14 protein-coding genes are annotated in these 16027 nt (G+C 64.3%); 7 read left to right on the top strand and 7 right to left on the bottom strand.

Features of this window, described 5'->3' with window-relative positions:
* The first annotated feature begins 58 nt into the window (after nt 1-58).
* A complete protein-coding gene (locus tag BOO69_RS02810; protein WP_071970106.1) occupies nt 59-1069 on the top strand; it encodes a TRAP transporter substrate-binding protein in 1011 nt (336 codons plus the stop codon).
* 180 nt (nt 1070-1249) lie between these two features.
* Here the strand turns inward: BOO69_RS02810 and BOO69_RS02815 are convergent, their stop codons facing one another.
* The gene (locus tag BOO69_RS02815) at nt 1250-3619 is read right to left on the bottom strand and encodes a transketolase (RefSeq protein WP_071970108.1); all 2370 of its coding nucleotides are present in this window, start codon (nt 3617-3619) and stop codon (nt 1250-1252) included.
* Nucleotides 3620-3747: 128 nt separating this feature from the next.
* On the opposite strand from BOO69_RS02815, the gene BOO69_RS02820 reads away from it, so the two are divergent.
* Nucleotides 3748-4203 (top strand): Lrp/AsnC family transcriptional regulator, encoded by a 456-nt coding sequence (locus tag BOO69_RS02820; protein ID WP_071970110.1) that lies wholly within the window; start codon nt 3748-3750, stop codon nt 4201-4203.
* Nucleotides 4204-4361: 158 nt separating this feature from the next.
* Here BOO69_RS02820 and BOO69_RS02825 read toward each other — a convergent pair whose 3' ends face one another.
* A complete protein-coding gene (locus BOO69_RS02825) occupies nt 4362-4736 on the bottom strand; it encodes a hypothetical protein (protein ID WP_071970112.1) in 375 nt (124 codons plus the stop codon).
* Between the two features lie 225 nt (nt 4737-4961).
* Between BOO69_RS02825 and BOO69_RS02830 the strand changes: the two genes are divergently transcribed.
* The gene (locus BOO69_RS02830) at nt 4962-6401 is read left to right on the top strand and encodes an ATP-binding protein (RefSeq protein ID WP_172839488.1); all 1440 of its coding nucleotides are present in this window, start codon (nt 4962-4964) and stop codon (nt 6399-6401) included.
* A complete protein-coding gene (locus BOO69_RS02835) occupies nt 6398-7039 on the top strand; it encodes a response regulator (RefSeq protein ID WP_071973603.1) in 642 nt (213 codons plus the stop codon). The genes BOO69_RS02830 and BOO69_RS02835 overlap by 4 nt, the downstream gene beginning before the upstream one ends.
* A gap of 262 nt (nt 7040-7301) precedes the next feature.
* On the opposite strand, the gene BOO69_RS02840 is transcribed toward BOO69_RS02835, so the two are convergent.
* The 5 genes from BOO69_RS02840 to BOO69_RS02860 form a co-directional block, all read right to left on the bottom strand.
* Complete coding sequence (locus BOO69_RS02840) at nt 7302-7895, bottom strand: DJ-1/PfpI family protein (RefSeq protein ID WP_071970114.1); 594 nt, start codon at nt 7893-7895, stop codon at nt 7302-7304.
* A gap of 63 nt (nt 7896-7958) precedes the next feature.
* Nucleotides 7959-8924, bottom strand: coding sequence for a substrate-binding domain-containing protein (locus BOO69_RS02845; RefSeq protein ID WP_071970116.1), 966 nt, complete (start codon nt 8922-8924; stop codon nt 7959-7961).
* A 40-nt stretch (nt 8925-8964) separates the two neighbouring features.
* Entirely contained in the window at nt 8965-9960 is a 996-nt protein-coding gene (locus tag BOO69_RS02850; RefSeq protein WP_071970118.1) for an ABC transporter permease, read from the bottom strand.
* A complete protein-coding gene (locus tag BOO69_RS02855) occupies nt 9957-11519 on the bottom strand; it encodes a sugar ABC transporter ATP-binding protein (RefSeq protein WP_071970120.1) in 1563 nt (520 codons plus the stop codon). Before BOO69_RS02855 ends, BOO69_RS02850 begins: the two co-directional genes overlap by 4 nt.
* Entirely contained in the window at nt 11516-12202 is a 687-nt protein-coding gene (locus tag BOO69_RS02860; protein WP_071970122.1) for a GntR family transcriptional regulator, read from the bottom strand. Before BOO69_RS02860 ends, BOO69_RS02855 begins: the two co-directional genes overlap by 4 nt.
* Before the next feature lie 108 nt (nt 12203-12310).
* Here BOO69_RS02860 and BOO69_RS02865 point away from each other — a divergent pair, with 108 nt between their 5' ends.
* From BOO69_RS02865 to BOO69_RS02875, 3 genes are read left to right on the top strand one after another with little or no spacing between them, the layout of a single operon-like run.
* Complete coding sequence (locus BOO69_RS02865; RefSeq protein WP_071970124.1) at nt 12311-13339, top strand: Ldh family oxidoreductase; 1029 nt, start codon at nt 12311-12313, stop codon at nt 13337-13339.
* On the top strand, nt 13336-14541 hold the full coding sequence (locus BOO69_RS02870; RefSeq protein WP_071970126.1) for an iron-containing alcohol dehydrogenase: 1206 nt from the start codon (nt 13336-13338) through the stop codon (nt 14539-14541). Before BOO69_RS02865 ends, BOO69_RS02870 begins: the two co-directional genes overlap by 4 nt.
* A gap of 11 nt (nt 14542-14552) precedes the next feature.
* On the top strand, nt 14553-16016 hold the full coding sequence (locus BOO69_RS02875) for an NAD-dependent succinate-semialdehyde dehydrogenase (protein WP_071970127.1): 1464 nt from the start codon (nt 14553-14555) through the stop codon (nt 16014-16016).
* Nucleotides 16017-16027: the final 11 nt, after the last annotated feature.

Genomic DNA, 16027 nt, shown 5'->3' on the forward strand with positions numbered 1-16027 from the left:
CCAAAGGGGACCGGGCCACCGCAAAATCTGTTCAGAAACGCATATTTGGGAGGATAAGATGCGTATCAGTCAAATCATTTGTGCCGCAGCGCTTGCCGCGGGCCTGACCGGTCCCGCCATGGCAAAGGAAACGCTGAGGTTCGCCAGTTTCGAGCCCGCAGGCGCGTTCCTGACCGGTACGATCTTTGCCCTGTGGGCCGAGGACGTCGCCGCGGCATCCGAAGGGACGCTGGAGATCAAGATATTCCCGGGAGGCACTCTCGGGCGGGATCCGGCCGCGCAGATCGACCTGGTCGAGAACGGCGTCGCGGACATCGCATGGGCCATTCCGGGCTATGCGCCGGGGCGGTTCGACGAAAGCACCGTGATCGAGCTGCCGTTCCTCGTGAAGAATTCGGAAGCGGCTTCCTATGCCGCGTGGAAGGTCTTCGAGGACGGGCTTCTCGGCGGCGACTACGACAAGTTCAAGATGCTCGGGACTTTCTCGAGCCCGCCGAACATGATCGCGGCCACCATTCCGCTGGTCGAGCCGTCGGACATGAAGGGCGTCAATTTCCGCGCGCCCGGCCCGACGCAGCTCAAGGCGATCGAGGCAACCGGTGCCGTGCCGGTCGGTGGCATCACCGGCCCATCTCTTGCCGAAGCGCTCAACCGGGATCTCATCAAGGGTCTGTCGACAGAGTTCCTGGCGGTCGAGACCTTCCGCCTCGAAGAATTGCTGACGAACTACACCGTCGTCCCCATGGGCGCGACGCCGATGCTCGTGATCATGAACAAGCAGCGCTACGAGAGCCTGCCCGATGCGGCGAAGGCCGCGATCGACAAGTATTCGGGCGCCGCTTTCTCGGAACGCTTCGGAAAGGCGTTCGACGAACGCGTCGCGACCATCCGGGAGCGTGTGACGGCACGGGATGATGTGACCATCGTCGCGCCCACGGAGGCGCAGGTCGAGCTCTGGCGCGACGCCACCTCGGTCGCGACCGAGGATTGGCTGGCTGCCAAGGACGGCCGTCAGTCCCTTTATGACGCCTTTGCGGCTGCCATGAAGGAGCATCCCGCCAGCCAGTAGCGGGCGGTCCTGCTTTCACGTTCGGCAGGTACGACAGGCCGCGCCCCGCAACGGGCGCGGTTTTCCGTTTCCCGGGGTGCGGCATGCGCGGTGTTTGCGCGCTCAGGTTGCGGATACGCAAGGTGAAACGCCCGCGCGCTGGGCGCACGGGCGTCTGGCCGATCCGAAGGAGCCGCGGCGTCAGCCGGCCAGCAGGGTCGGTACCTTTTTCCCGGCGGTCAGGCCCCGGACCCTTTCGACGATCGCGTCGGCGTCGATCCCGTGTGCCTTGTACAGGTCGCCGATGGTGCCGGTCTGGCCGAAATGCTCGACCCCCAGCGGGACGGTCACATGCCCGGCCACGGAACCGAGCCATGCGAGCGTCGCGGGGTGGCCGTCAATCACGGTCACGATCCGGCAATCGCGGGGGAGGGGTGACAGCAGCCGTTCGGCCAGCGACTGCGCCCGCTGTCCCCGGGCGCGGGCGCGCTGCGCGGCGGTCCAGCCGGCGTTCAGCCGGTCGGCGGAGGTCACCGCCAGCACGCCGATGTCGCGGCGGAATTCGCCAAGCATCCCGGCGGCCCGGATCGCCTCGGGCGCAATGACGCCCTGGTAGGCGATCACGACCTCGCAGTTCGGCCCCGGCTTGCGCAGCCAGTAGGCGCCGTCGATGGCCCCCTGCCGCCAGTCCGGATCGGGGCGCGGGCCGGGTTGTTCGATCGGGTTGGTCGACAGCCGCAGGTAGACCGACCCGCCGGTCTCGTCCCTCAGCCATGTGCGCTCGTCCGGGTCGCCCTCGCCGTCGCGCTGGAGGTAGTCGAAAGACCATTCGAGGATCGCGGCCAGTTCGTCCGCGAAGGCCGGCTCGAAGGCAGCGATGCCATCCTGACTCATCCCGATCAGCGGCGAGCCGATGGACTGGTGGGCGCCGCCTTCGGGCGCGAGGCTGACACCGGATGGCGTGCCGACCAGCAGGAAGCGCGCGTCCTGGTAGCAGGCGTAGTTCAGCGCATCGAGCCCGCGCGCCACGAAGGGATCGTAGACCGTCCCGATGGGAATCAGCCGCCGGCCGAAAAGCGAATGCGACAGGCCCGCCGCGCCCAGCATGAGCATGAGGTTCATCTCGGCGATGCCGAGTTCGAAATGCTGGCCCTCGGGCGCGAAATCCCACTTGGCGGTCGAGGGGATCTTTTCCTCGCGGAACGTATCCGTCTGCGTCTCGCGCGCAAAAAGCTTGCGACGGTTGACCCAGGGCCCGAGGGACGTGGTGCCGGTCACATCCGGCGACATGGTGATGATGCGTTCGGCCAGCGCGCTGTCGCTCCGCCCGATGGTGTCCAAAAGCTTGCCGAAAGCCATCTGGCTTGCGATCTCGGCATCCTTCGGCACGGCGATCTCGGGCACCGCGATCCGCGCGTCGTCGTGGCGGCGGGTGCCACGGGCAAAGAACGGCACCTTGGACAGCCAGTCACGATAGGCGTCGGGGTCCGGCACGGTCGCCATCGGCTCCCATTCCGTGCCGTCCTCCACGCCCATATGGGCCTTCCATTCGGCCATCTGGGCGGTCGTCATCAGCCCGCCGTGGTTGTCCTTGTGGCCCGCGATCGGCGTGCCCCAGCCCTTGATCGTATAGGCGAGGAAGCAGGTCGGCCTGTCGTGGTCTATGGCGGCGAAGGTGTCGGCCATGGTCTGCACGCAGTTGCCGCCGAGATTCTCCATCAGCGCGGCCAGTTCGGCATCGCTGCGCCGTTCGATCAGGCGGCTGACCGGGCCCTGATCGCCCAGCTCGTCCAGCAGCCGTTTCCGCCAGACGGCGCCGCCCTGATAGGTAAGCGCGGAGTAAAGCTGGTTCGGACACTTTTCGATCCAGTCGCGCAGGGCCTCGCCGCCCTCCTCCTCGAATGCGGCTCGTTGCAGCGCGCCGTATTTCACCCGCACCACGTCCCAGCCGAAGGCGTCGAAGATCTTCTCGATCCGCTGCCAGAGCCCTTCGCGGATCACCCCGTCGAGCGACTGGCGGTTGTAGTCGATGATCCACCAGGTGTTGCGCAGGCCGTTCTTCCACCCCTCCTGCAGGCATTCATAGATGTTGCCCTCGTCCAGTTCGGCATCGCCCACGAGCGCGATCATCCGCCCCGGCGCCACGTCCCGTCCCCAGTCCTTGGCGGTGACGTAGTCCTGCGTCAGCGAAGCGAAGGAAGTGATCGCCACGCCGAGACCGACGGACCCGGTGGAGAAATCCACGTCGTCGATGTCCTTGGTCCTGCTGGGATAGCTTTGTGCGCCGCCGAGGCCGCGGAAATTCTCCAGTTTCTCGCGGGTGGTGTTGCCCATCAGGTACTGGATGGCGTGGAACACCGGCGAGGCGTGCGGTTTGACCGCCACGCGATCCTCGGGCCTCAGGGCGGAGAAATAGAGCGCCGTCATGATCGACACCATCGAGGCGGAACTGGCCTGGTGCCCGCCGACCTTGATCCCGTCCACCTTGGGCCGGATGTGGTTGGCGTGGTGGATCATCCAGTGGGACAGCCACAGCAGGCGCTGCTCGGTCAGCTTGAGATTCGACGTCATTCATTCCTCCGTTCGTTCGCGCGGAGTATCGCATTCCCGCCGTAGCGAGTCCGAGCGAAGGCGGTTGCGCTAAGGCCGAAATTTGAAGATATTCAGCATGGAATTAGAAATACTGAGGGATTTGCGCCATGATCGACAAAATCGATGGTGACATCATGAAGGCGTTGATCCGGAACGGCCGGGCCTCGATCAACGAGATTTCCGAGAGTGTCGGTCTGAGCCAGACGCCCGTCGCGCGGCGTATCCGCAGGCTCGAGCAGGACGGGATCATCACCGGCTACACGGCACTGGTCGACGAGGCCGAACTGGGATTCGCGGTGTCGGTCTTCGTCTCCGTCAAGCTCGACCGGCAGGTGGACGAAGCGCTGGAGACCTTCGAGGCCGCGATCTCGGACTATCCGGAGGTCGTCGACTGCTGGCTGATGACCGGCAGCCGCGACTATCTTCTCAGGATCGCGACCGAAAGCCTGAAGACCTTCGAGGTCTTTCTGGTCGGCAAGCTCACGAAGGTGCACGGGGTCGCTTCCATCGAAAGCTCAATCCCCCTGCGGCGCGTCAAGTCCGGGCTGTCGCGCGCGATCTGACCTCGTGGAACTGCGCGCCGAAGTCGTGGGAAAGATTCGCACCGAGAATTCAAAGTCGATCGATCCGTTTGTGCTGGTGAACATGACCCGGACTGTATCGGGGCAGATGGGCTCCGTCCCCGGACATTCCTTGTCGAGGACGGAGGCAGTAGGTTTTGTCAGGTATGGTCCGGACCGTCATCGCGGCCACGACCCCTGCCGCCATTGCGGCCGCCGTTGTCATCGCCCGGTGCATCGTCTGCGCCGCGACCCCTGCCGCCGTTGCGGCCACCGTTGTCATCGCCGGGTGCATCGTCCGCGCCGCGACCCCTGCCGCCCCGTCCGCCACCGTTGTCGTCGTTTCCATCATGGCCGGCCCCGTCGTCGGCACCGTGGCCCCCGCGGATCTGGATGATCTGGGCGTCGCCATGCCCGGACAGATCGAAGGCGGTGCGCGACAGGTGCGGCGCGGCCTGCGCAGCGGCGGGACCGAGAGCCATGGCGAAAGCGGTCAGAATGGCGGCTTTGACTCCGTTTTGCAGAAAGGTGTTCATGAGATTATCCTCCGTTGGGCCGGGGCTCCAGTGCCCGGGCTGATCCCATCTGGCATACCCGTTTTCGCCTTGGCGACAGGGTCCAGACCCCTGCCACCCCGGCCCGGACCTGCGGACGCGGATCATCCGACGATCCGCTGCAAAAGCTTCGGACCTTGGTCTGATGACACTTGATTTCAGAACGGCGCGACCGCCTTGTAGCCTTGTGCAACAAGGATGACGCCCGTGGCGACACTGGAAGAGAATCTTGCCGCATCGCGCGGCGCAGGCCTTGCCGCGCCTCTTGCGCGGTGGCTGGCTGCATGGCCGCTGCACCACCGCTTCGCGATGGTGGGCAGCTTTGTCACCCTTGTCGGGATGGCCGTGATCGGCTCCCTCGTCAGCACGAGTATCGAAAGCAGCGTTGTCCGGAACTCGGCAATCTCCAGCGCCGTCTACATGGAGAGTTTCATCGCGCCGATGTCACAGGAGCTTGCCAGTTCGCAGCGCCTTTCGGACGGAACCGTTGCGCGCATGGAAGCCCTGCTCAAACAGCCTCCGCTCTCCGAGCGGGTGGTTTCCGCGAAGATATGGAGACCGGACGGTTTGCTTGCCTTCAGCAGCGATGCGGACCTGATCGGAAGGACGTTCCCTCCGAGTGATGACCTTCTGGAGGCTTGGCGGGGCGACCTCAATGCATCTTTCGACGATCTCGAGGGAGCCGAGAGCCTGCGGGAGCGCGAGTCCGGTGTGCCTCTGCTCGAGGTCTACAACCCAATCCATTCGATCCTTACCGGTGAGATCATCGCCGTCGCGGAATTCTACCTCGATGCAACGGAGCTCGAAGCGGACCTGCGCGCTGCGCATGTCCGTGCCTGGGCCGTGGTCGCATTGGTCACCGGAATTACCTTCCTTGCCCTGTTCGGCATCGTCAGGTCGGGCAGCCGCACGATCGAGGACCAGACCCACCGGCTGACCGCGCAATTGGCCGAACTCGCCCGGATCTCGGCTCAGAACGAGGCGCTGCGGACACGCGTCGAGGTGGCGTCGCAGCGGGTGAGCGAGACCAATGAACGTTACATGCGCCGGGTCAGTGCCGAGTTGCACGACGGTCCGGCCCAGGCGTTGGCGCTGGCGTCCCTTCGACTTGACGCGCTCATGCGTCGCGCCGGCGTGACGCCGGGTGATCCCGAGGCGCAGATGTTGCGCGATTGCCTCGGCGAAGCGTTGCGGGATGTGCGCGATCTCTGCAGCGGCCTCACGCTGCCGGAACTTGAAGGTCTTTCCGTGTCGGAAACGCTCGATCTTGCGATCCGGGCGCACGAGCGTCGGTCCGGCGTCACGGTGGACCGTGCGTTCCTCCACGAACCAGCGATGATGAAGCCCGCGCCGCATCCCTTCCTTATCTGCATCTACCGTTTCGTACAGGAAGGGCTGATGAACGCCTTCCGCCACGCGCCGGGAGCACGGGTGAGGGTCAAGGCACATACGGAGCCTGGCCGAACCATCATCGAAGTGCAGGACGAAGGCCCCGGTTTCAACATCGCCACGCGTACACTCGGCGGATTGGGGCTGCCCGGCCTGCGTGAACGTGTCGAGAGCATCGGCGGCAGTTTCGAGATCAAGAGCAGCCCCCAGAGCGGCACGTCGCTGACCATGAGCCTTCAGACGGGGGCGCTGTGGTGACCTCGAAGATCCAGATCATCGTCGCGGACGACCACCCCCTGTTTCGCGGCGGTGTCGTTCTGACCCTGCAGGAACACGGCGGCTTCACCGTCGTGGCGCAGGCCGGGACGGCAGAGGAGGCTGTCGCCGCCGTCGAGGCGCATTTGCCCGAGGTCATCCTGCTCGATATCTCCATGCCGGGATCGGGCCTTGCCGCCGCGGCGGAGATCGCCCGCCGCTTTCCCGCCGTGGCCATCGTCATGCTGACCGCTTCGGAGGCTGATGACGACCTGCTGACGGCCCTCAAGGTGGGCGCGCGCGGCTACGCGCTGAAAGGCATAAGCGAGAACGCGTTGACCGATATCCTGCTGAGCGTTGCCGCAGGCGCATCCTATGTGCCACCGGCATTGGCCGGCCGCGTGCTTGCCGCGCTTCAGGACAGGCGCAACATGCGGTTGCCCGAAGTCGAGGAACTGACGGATCGGGAGACGGACATCCTGAGGCATGTCGCGTTGGGCCAGAGCAACAAGGAAATCGCCCGCGCGCTCGGGCTGCAGGAAAAGACCATCAAGCACTACATGACCAATATCCTGCAGAAACTGCAGGTGCGAAACCGCGTCGAAGCTGCCCTGAAGGCGCGTGAACTCGGCTTGTCATGACAACCGGCTCCGAAATTGTTGTCGCCTTTCGGCTTGGAAAAACATCCGATCCTTTTCCTGCAAGGGAAAGTCGGAGCGACGCGCGCACGCGCGTGAGAGGGCGACGCTGGCGCCCATGGGCCTGAGCCGGCGGCGGGTGCGCGAATTGTTCATTGAAGTGCTGCAGGGCCGGGGCTGACCGCGACGGGCCCAGGGTGGTGATATCGTTGGCAGGGGGGCGTTCGGCTTGACACCCCCCTGCGTGACACGAGCAGAGCGTCGCTCAGGTGTGGCGGATCTCGGTGCCGAGGACTTTGAGACATTCCCGCATGAATGCGGCGAGTGCCGTCCAGCCCTTGGCTGAAACCATCGTTCCGTCGACGTAGGCTTCCTTGGGATCGGCATCGTAGTAGATGCCGCCCACCGCCGTGACCTCGGGCGCGCAGGCCCCGAGGCCGGCGACGGTCTTTCCTTCGAGCACGCCGGGCACTGCCATCAGGATTTGCACCCCGTGACAAATGGTGAAGATCGGCTTTCCGGTCTCGTGAAAATGTTTGACGATCGCCTGGACGCGGGGATCGGTGCGGATGTACTCTGGACCCCGGCCACCGGCCGCGTAGACCGCGTCGTAGCTGTCGAGTTCGGCTTCAGCTTCGGAAAAGGTCTTGTTGATCTCGGCATTGTGGCCGGGTTTCTCCGTATAGGTCTGGTGGCCTTCGAAATCGTGCAGCGAGGTGGCGATCATATCGCCTGCATTCTTGTCGGGGCATACCACGTGCACGGTGTGGCCAACGGCCTCCATGCCCTGCTGGTAGACGTAGATTTCATACTCCTCGGTGAATTCACCGCAGAGCATGAGGATTTTCTTGCCGCTCATGTGGGCCTCCTTGAAAGGTGTGTAAGATCGCCGGCCACCGTGGCGGCCGGCGCGTGTTCGGGCTCAGAACGGGGAGTCGGGGAAGTAGAACTGGTCCGCGTTCTCGGGGGTGATGAGCGGCGCGTCCAGCTTGAACGAGCCGCGCATCGGGGCCTGGCCGGCGAATTGCGCGGCGGTCATGAACATGGCCGAAGCAATCATCGACGGTGCGTAGGGGGTCGAGATCGGCGTGCGTTCGTCGCCCGCCATGACCATTTCGATCACCTGCTTCATACCGTTGCCGCCGAGGGCGTACTTCACGTCGTCCCGCCCGGCCATGTCGACTGCCTCGAGCACACCAAGCAGCATGTCGTCATCGTTCGCCCAGACGGCATCGATGTTCGGATACTTGCCAAGGTAGTCCTGCATCAGCGTGAAGGCTTCATCCTGGTTCCAGTTGGCGTACTGGATATCGAGAATCTTGATGTCGGATTTGTCGATCACCTCGGTGAAGCCCTGAATGCGCTCATCGTCGATCACGGTTGGAATGCCGCGCAGAACGACGATCTCCCCTTCGCCGCCCAGTTTGTCGACCAACCATTCCGCGGTGTTCGCACCCACGGCGATGTTGTCGCCCGCGACGTAGAGATCCTGAATCGACGGATCGGCGAGCCCGCGGTCGACGACGGTGATGAAGGTGCCGTTCGAGGCGACCTGTTCCACCGGGCCGGTCAACTCTTCCGAGGTGAACGGAAGGATGACCAGGGCATCCAGTTCGTTGGTCGCCGAAAGGTCTTCGAGCGACGACACCTGCGCCGTCGCCGACGATGCGGTCGATACGATCACGTCGATGTTGGGATAGGCTTCCTCGATCTGGCGCTCGGCCTCCTGCGCATGATAGACGACGCCGCCCGTCCAGCCGTGGGTCGCGGCCGGAATGGACACCGCGATGGTGAACTCCGTATCCTGAGCGTGTGCAGTGGTGGCGACAAGCCCCCCTGCGATGACTGCGGCCGACAGGAATGTCGTGCCCTTGTTGCTGGTCTTCATGGTTTCCTCCTCCGTTGGTTGATAGAAAGCCCGCGCAGCGTCAGCGCGCGCTTGTGAAGCGGTGAGCCAGCATGGCGATGATGATGATCGCCCCCTGGACCGCGGCCACGAGGTATTCCGACACCATGTCCGACAGGACCATGACGTTGGCGATGACCTCGAGAATGAGTGCGCCCGCGACCGTGCCCCAGATGTGGGCCTTGCCTCCGCGCAGAAGCGTGCCGCCGATGACGACCGCCGTGATGACCTGAAGCTCCCACAATTGCCCGGTTGTCGGCGTCGCGGCGCCCAGTCGGGGCACGTAGCAGATGGCCGCGACAGCGACGCAGAAACCCTGGATCACGAACGCCATGGTCCGGACGCGTCCGACATGCACACCCGAGAAACGGGCGACGTCCGAGTTCGACCCGACCGCGGTGACACGGCGGCCATATTTCGTCCGGTAGAGAACGAAGGCACCGATCAGCGCGACGACGACGGTGATGATCACCGGGTAGGGCACCCCGAGGAAATCTCCGAAATACAGGGGCCGGTAGGCGCTGCGCAGGCTGCGGTCGATCGACAGCGAACCGCCGTCGGTCATGTAGGTGATGAAGGCGCGGAATATGCCCATGGTGCCAAGCGTCACGATGAAGGGTTCGATGCGCCCCACGGTTATGATCAGCCCGTTCATGAGCCCGCAAAGAGACCCGACCACCAGCGCGACCAAGGCGCCGACCGGGATCGCCCACACCCCGATCTGCGGCGCGAGGCTGTTCATCGCCATGATCATGATGCCGACGACAAAGGCCATCATCGAACCGATCGACAAATCCAGTCCCCCGGTCGCGATCACGAAGGTCGCTCCGACGCCGATGATGGCGATGAACGCACTGCGCGTGATGACGTTCATCAGGTTGTTCGCGGCCATGAAATTGGAATTGATCAGTGCGCCAAGCAGGACGATCAGCGCCAACGCAATGAAGGGCGCCATATCGGCCCAGCGGATCCTGAACCCTTCGCTTTCCGGAAGTGATGCGATTTCGGCGCTGCTCATGCGGTTTTCCTCCCCTCGGTGTCGTTGCCGCTCGAGGCGGCGGCGTAGACGACGTTCTGTTCAGTGATGTCTTCGCCCGTCAGTTCGACGACGAAGCGCCCGCCGCGCATGACGAGCACGCGGTCGGACAGGCCCACGAGTTCGGGCAACTCGGACGAGATCACCACGCAGGCTTTCCCGGCCCGGACGAGGTCGTCGATGAAGTGGTAGATCTGGCTCTTGTTGCCGATGTCGATGCCGCGTGTCGGTTCGTCGATGATGACGACGGACGGATCCGCGAGCATGACCTTGGCCAGAAGCAGTTTCTGCTGGTTGCCGCCCGACAGTTGCCCGGCTTCGATGGACAGCGAGCGGACCCGGATATCGTATTCCTGAACCGTCGATTTCACCGACCGGACTTCCTTGCGGCGGTCCAGCCGTACGCCGGGATTGACCTTGCCGAGTGCCTGAAGCGTCAGGTTCGGACCAAGGCCCTCGTTCAGCAGCAGGCCCTTACCCTTCCGGTCTTCCGTCAGATAGACGAGACCCGCCGACATCATCTTCTGGACATCCGGCTTGGTGATGGATTTGCCGTTCACCGTGATCGCCCGCGCCTGCGCGGGGCGCAGGCCCATCAGGCCCTCGATCAGTTCGGTCCGCCCGGCGCCGATCATGCCACCCAGGCCCAGCACTTCGCCCGGACGGGCCGTGAAGCTGCCCACGAACTTGCCGTGATCGACCGACAGATCCTCGACGGCCAGTATCGGATCGGTCGTGGCCGGGCCGCGTTTCGGCGGGTAGAGCATCGACAATTCGCGGCCCACCATGAGCTCCGCCATGCGGCGCTGATCCATTTCGCGCGCGCGCCATGTGCCGATCATCTCGCCGTCGCGCAGGACGGTGACGCGGTCGGCCAGGGCTTCGACCTCTTCCAGCCGGTGCGAGATATAGAGCACCGCCACGCCTTGATCGCGCAGATTGCGGACGATGCCCAACAAGGCATCGACTTCATCGTTCGCCAGCATTGCCGTCGGTTCATCGAGGATCACGACCTTGCGGTCGTCCAGCAACGCCCTTGCGATCTGAACCAGCTGTCGTTGCGCCAGAGGCATGTCGCCGACGCGCGTCGTGGGGCGCGCAACGCACCCGACGCGCTCCAGCACCTCGGCGGTGCGGCGGTTCATCGCGCGGTCGTCCACCCGCAGTCCGCGCGAAAGTTCCCGCCCGAGAAAGAGGTTCTGCGCCACGGTAAGATCGGCTGCGAGAAGGATTTCCTGATGCACGAGAACGATGCCGGCGTCTTCTGCCTGCACGGCGTCGGCAAAGGCCACCGTCTGGCCCGACATCTCAAGAGACCCTTCGGTCGGGGGCGTATGGCCCGACAGCATCTTCATCAACGTGGATTTGCCGGCGCCGTTCTCTCCGATGATCGCGTGCACCTCGCCTGCACGGATATCGAGGGTCACACCGCTGAGAACGGTGATCGGGCCATAGGCCTTCGACAGGCCGTCGGCGCGCAGGACCGCAGGTTCAGACACCGCCGGGGCATCCTGCAGGGTATCGGGCCGGGGTTGGTTCATTCGAAGGCCGCCACGAGCCGATCGTGTGAAAAGCTGATGTGATCGTGCATTGCCTTGTAAGCCGCATCGGGATCGCCGGCCCTGAATGCCGCGAGCAATTGCTCGTGCTCTTCCAGTGCCTCCTGCGTGACACGGGTGTGAAACATAAGGCGAAAGATGTGCAGATGGATGTGCTGGTCATTCAACGCCTGCCGTACCGTGGCATTGTCGGCGACCTTGAGTATCTCGTCGTGGAAATGCGCATCCGCCCGGGCGAAGCGAGAATAGCGGCTGTTGCGGTCGACCGGCTGCTCGCCCTTTTCCATGTCGGCCGCCGCAGCTTCGATGTCTGCGAGCGTTTCCGGCGTCAGTTTCAGGCAGGCCTGCCGGGCGCTTTCGGGTTCCAGCATCAGGCGGAACTTGTAGAGGTCATCGAATTCCTTGTGGGTCAGTTGCGGTGAGGCGGAATACCCGATCAGGTGGGCCTTTCGCACCAGACCCTCCCTTTCAAGTCGGGTCAGAGCTTCGCGGACAGGTGTTTGCGACACGTTGAGGTCACGTGAGAGCCCGTCGATCGGGATGCGTGCGCCCGGCGGAATCTCCAGCGCCATGATGCGTTCGTAGATTCGCTGATGCACGCTTTCGGCGATGCTTGGCGGGCGCACGAGCGCGCCTTTTTCACTGATATTTGCCGCTTCAGCCATTTGCGCCTCTTCCCATCAGCATCCTTGACAAGACCGAACCTAACACTAATAGGATATCGTGTGTCAAATACAATATCATATACGATTTTGTGAAAGGAGAATTTGCGGGTGCTTGTTTCAGCCGAGGCGCTTCATGACATCTCGAAAAATGCCCTGATGTATCAGGGTGTTACAGATGTTCATGCGGATATTCAGTCCGATGTGCTGATCGAGGCGGAGCTCCGTGATTTGCCCTCTCACGGACTTCAGAGGTTGCCGCGACTCATAGAGAGGCTCGAGACCGGGCTAGCCAATCCGACCGCCTCCGGGACGGGCCAATGGTCGCGTCCGAGCGTAATGCTCGTGGACGGAAATCGCGGGCTGGGTCCGGTTGTCATGATGGAGACGCTCGAGAAACTGGCGGTCGCTGTGGACGAGCAGGGCATCGTCGTCGGCGCGATCCGCAACGCGAACCACATTGGCATGCTGGCCTACTATGCCGAGGCCGCCGCGTTGCGCGGACTGATGGCAATCGTCATGACCACCAGCGAAGCGCTGGTTCATCCCTTCGGTGGCACCGAAGCGATGCTGGGGACGAACCCCATCGCCATCGGCATCCCCACAGGGGCGGCGCCGTTTATCCTCGACCTTGCCACCAGCAAGGTCTCCATGGGGAAAATCCATCATCATGCGCTGACCGGCGATCCGATCCCCGACGACTGGGCCGTCGACACCGCAGGCAATCGCACCACTGATCCGGTGGCGGCAAAGACCGGCGCCATCGCGCCGTTCGGCGAGGCCAAGGGCTTTGGGCTGGGGCTGGGTGTCGAGCTTCTGGTCGCGGCGCTGTCCGGATCGGCGTTTGCGCCCGAGGTTCGCGGTACGCTCGACGCGCAAGAGGTCGCGAACAAGGGTGACGTCTTCGTCCTGATCGATCCGAAGGCGGGGCAGGGCACAGCGAAACACCTGGCCGGTTATCTCGATCGATTGCGCGCGTCGCGACCGGCCGATGCGGACCGGCCGGTATTGGTGCCGGGCGACGGGATGCGGTCCCGAAGGGCGCGCGCGCTGTCGACCGGCATCGAGATACCCGAGAAACTTTATCAAGAGATCTGCGCCCTCAGGGGGCGTGATGACATGCAACAGGAGACGACATGACCCTATTCGGCACAATCCGAGCCCCGAGAGAACTGATTTTCGGCGCGGGACAACGCGACGCCCTGGGGCGTGTCGCCGCAAGGCTCGGACGGCGTGCGTTGGTCGTCACCGACGAAAGACTGGCGGCGGATGCGGACTTCCTGCGGCTGGTGGGCCAGTTGGAGGCGGCGGGCGTCGAGGTGAAAGTCGACGGTTCGACCCTGCCGGATGTGCCCGTGGAAACCGCCGTCGCGAGCGCCGAGGCGGCGCGCGGTTTTGCACCCGATCTTGTGATCGGTGTCGGCGGCGGGTCCTGCCTCGACATGGCGAAATGCGTGGCCGTGCTGCTGACCCACGGCGGCAAGCCGCAGGATTACTACGGCGAGTTCATGGTGCCCGGCCCGGTGATGCCGCTCATTGCTGTTCCAACCACCGCTGGCACCGGGTCCGAGGTGACGCCGGTTGCTGTTCTGTCCGATTCCGAGCGTCAGTTGAAGGTCGGTATCTCGTCGCCCCATCTTATTCCGACAGCCTCGATCTGCGACCCGGAACTGACAGTCACCTGTCCGGCGTCGCTTACCGCGATCGCCGGCGCCGATGCCCTGACCCACGCGATAGAGGCCTTCACGGCCATTCGCCGCGAGCCCGTTGCAGGGCTGGCGCAGGAGCGGGTCTTCGTCGGCAAGAACGCCACGTCAGACCACTTTGCCCTGACAGCCATCGGGTTGCTTTGGGAGGGGCTGGAGACGGCCTGCACCGACCCGGGCAATGCCGACGCCCGCGCAAAGGTCATGCTGGGGGCGACCACCGCGGGCCTCGCCTTTGGCGTGGCGGGCACGGCTGCGGCCCATGCGATCCAATATCCCGTCGGGGCCCTGACACACACGGCGCACGGGGCAGGGGTGGCCTGCCTCATGCCCTACGTGATGGCGTGGAACGCGCCCGAGATCGGGCCCGAGCTGGATCAGATCGCCGAAACGATCGGGCTGGCTGCGGGGGCCGACGTGATTCCCGCGTTCACCTCGCTCTTCGCGCGTATCGGCATTCCATCGAGCCTGCGTGAGCTGGGGCTGGCGGAGGACAGGATCGATTGGGTGGCCGAACAATCATGCGGCATCTCGCGGCTGATCCAGAACAACCCACGACCGCTGCCGCCTCAGGACATGCGGCGGTTGGTCGGCGCGGCCTATCACGGCGACATCGCCGGTCTCGAAACGAATTGACGGAGTTTTCCATGACATTAGACACTGTTTTCACCGGATACGCTGCCCCCTCGCTCCATGCCGAAGGCCTTTTCATCGGCGGCAAATGGGAGGCCGGCACAGGCATCACCGTCTCCGACCCGTCGACCGGAGATACGCTGGCCGAAGTGCCGGACGCCACCATCGACGACGCCATGCGGGCGGTCGACGCCGCCGAGGCCGCCGCAGCCGACTGGCGCAGCACTCCGCCGCGTCAACGCTCGGAAATCCTGCGGCGCTGGTTCACCCTGATGACCGAGCACACCGAAGAACTGGCGATGCTGATCAGCGTCGAGAACGGCAAGGCGCTGGCGGATGCACGCGGAGAAGTGGCCTATGCTGCGGAATTCTTCCGCTGGTATGCCGAGGAGGCGACGCGCATCGGGGGAGAATTTCGTCACGCACCCTCGGGCGCGCACAACATCCTCGTCGATCATGAACCCATCGGCATCGCCGTCCTGATCACGCCGTGGAACTTTCCCGCGGCGATGGCCACGCGAAAGATCGGTCCTGCGCTGGCCGCAGGGTGCACGGTCATCCTCAAGCCCGCGTCGGAAACGCCGTTGACGGCCTATGCAATGGCGCGGCTCGGCGCCGAGGCCGGCGTGCCCGCCGGAGTGGTGAACGTGCTGACGACCGCCAATCCCGGTCCGGTCACGGCGGCGATGCTGGCCGACCCCCGTGTGCGAAAACTGTCCTTTACCGGGTCGACCGGGGTGGGGCGCATCCTGTTGGGAGAGGCCGCGAAAACGGTCGTCAACTGCTCGATGGAGCTGGGGGGCAACGCGCCCTTCGTGGTCTTCGATGACGCGGATCTTGATGCGGCGCTCGATGGGGCGATGGTCGCCAAGATGCGCAACGGCGGCGAGGCCTGCACTGCGGCGAACCGGTTCTACGTGCAGTCCGGTATTTACGACGCCTTTGTCGAGGGGCTGACAAAACGGATGGCAGCGCTGAAACTGGGCGCAGGCTACGCGCCCGACACCCAGTGCGGGCCCATGATCACGCCGCAGGCCGTGGACAAGATCAATCGCCTTGTCGAAGAGGCGAAATCGCGCGGCGCAAGGGTCACGACGGGTGGGGCCCTTCAGGACGGACGCGGGTACTACTATCCGCCCACGGTGCTCGAAGCCGTGCCCACCGACGCCGCTCTCGCGCATGAGGAAATCTTCGGGCCCGTCGCGGCGGTCTACCGGTTCGAGGCGGAGGACGAGGCGGTCCGCCTTGCCAACGACACCGAATACGGGCTTGCGGCCTATGTCTATTCACAGGATATCATGCGGGCGATGCGCGTCGGGCGTCGTATAGAAACGGGGATGGTCGGCATCAACCGCGGGCTGATGTCGGACCCGGCGGCCCCGTTCGGCGGAGCAAAGCAGAGCGGCCTTGGCCGCGAGGGCGGGGTCACGGGCATCCTCGAGTTCATGGAGCCCAAGTATTTTGCAGTGGAGTTCTGAGGGAGGAAGAC

This window comes from Sulfitobacter alexandrii, from assembly GCF_001886735.1.
GTDB classification, from domain to species: Bacteria; Pseudomonadota; Alphaproteobacteria; order Rhodobacterales; family Rhodobacteraceae; genus Sulfitobacter; species Sulfitobacter alexandrii.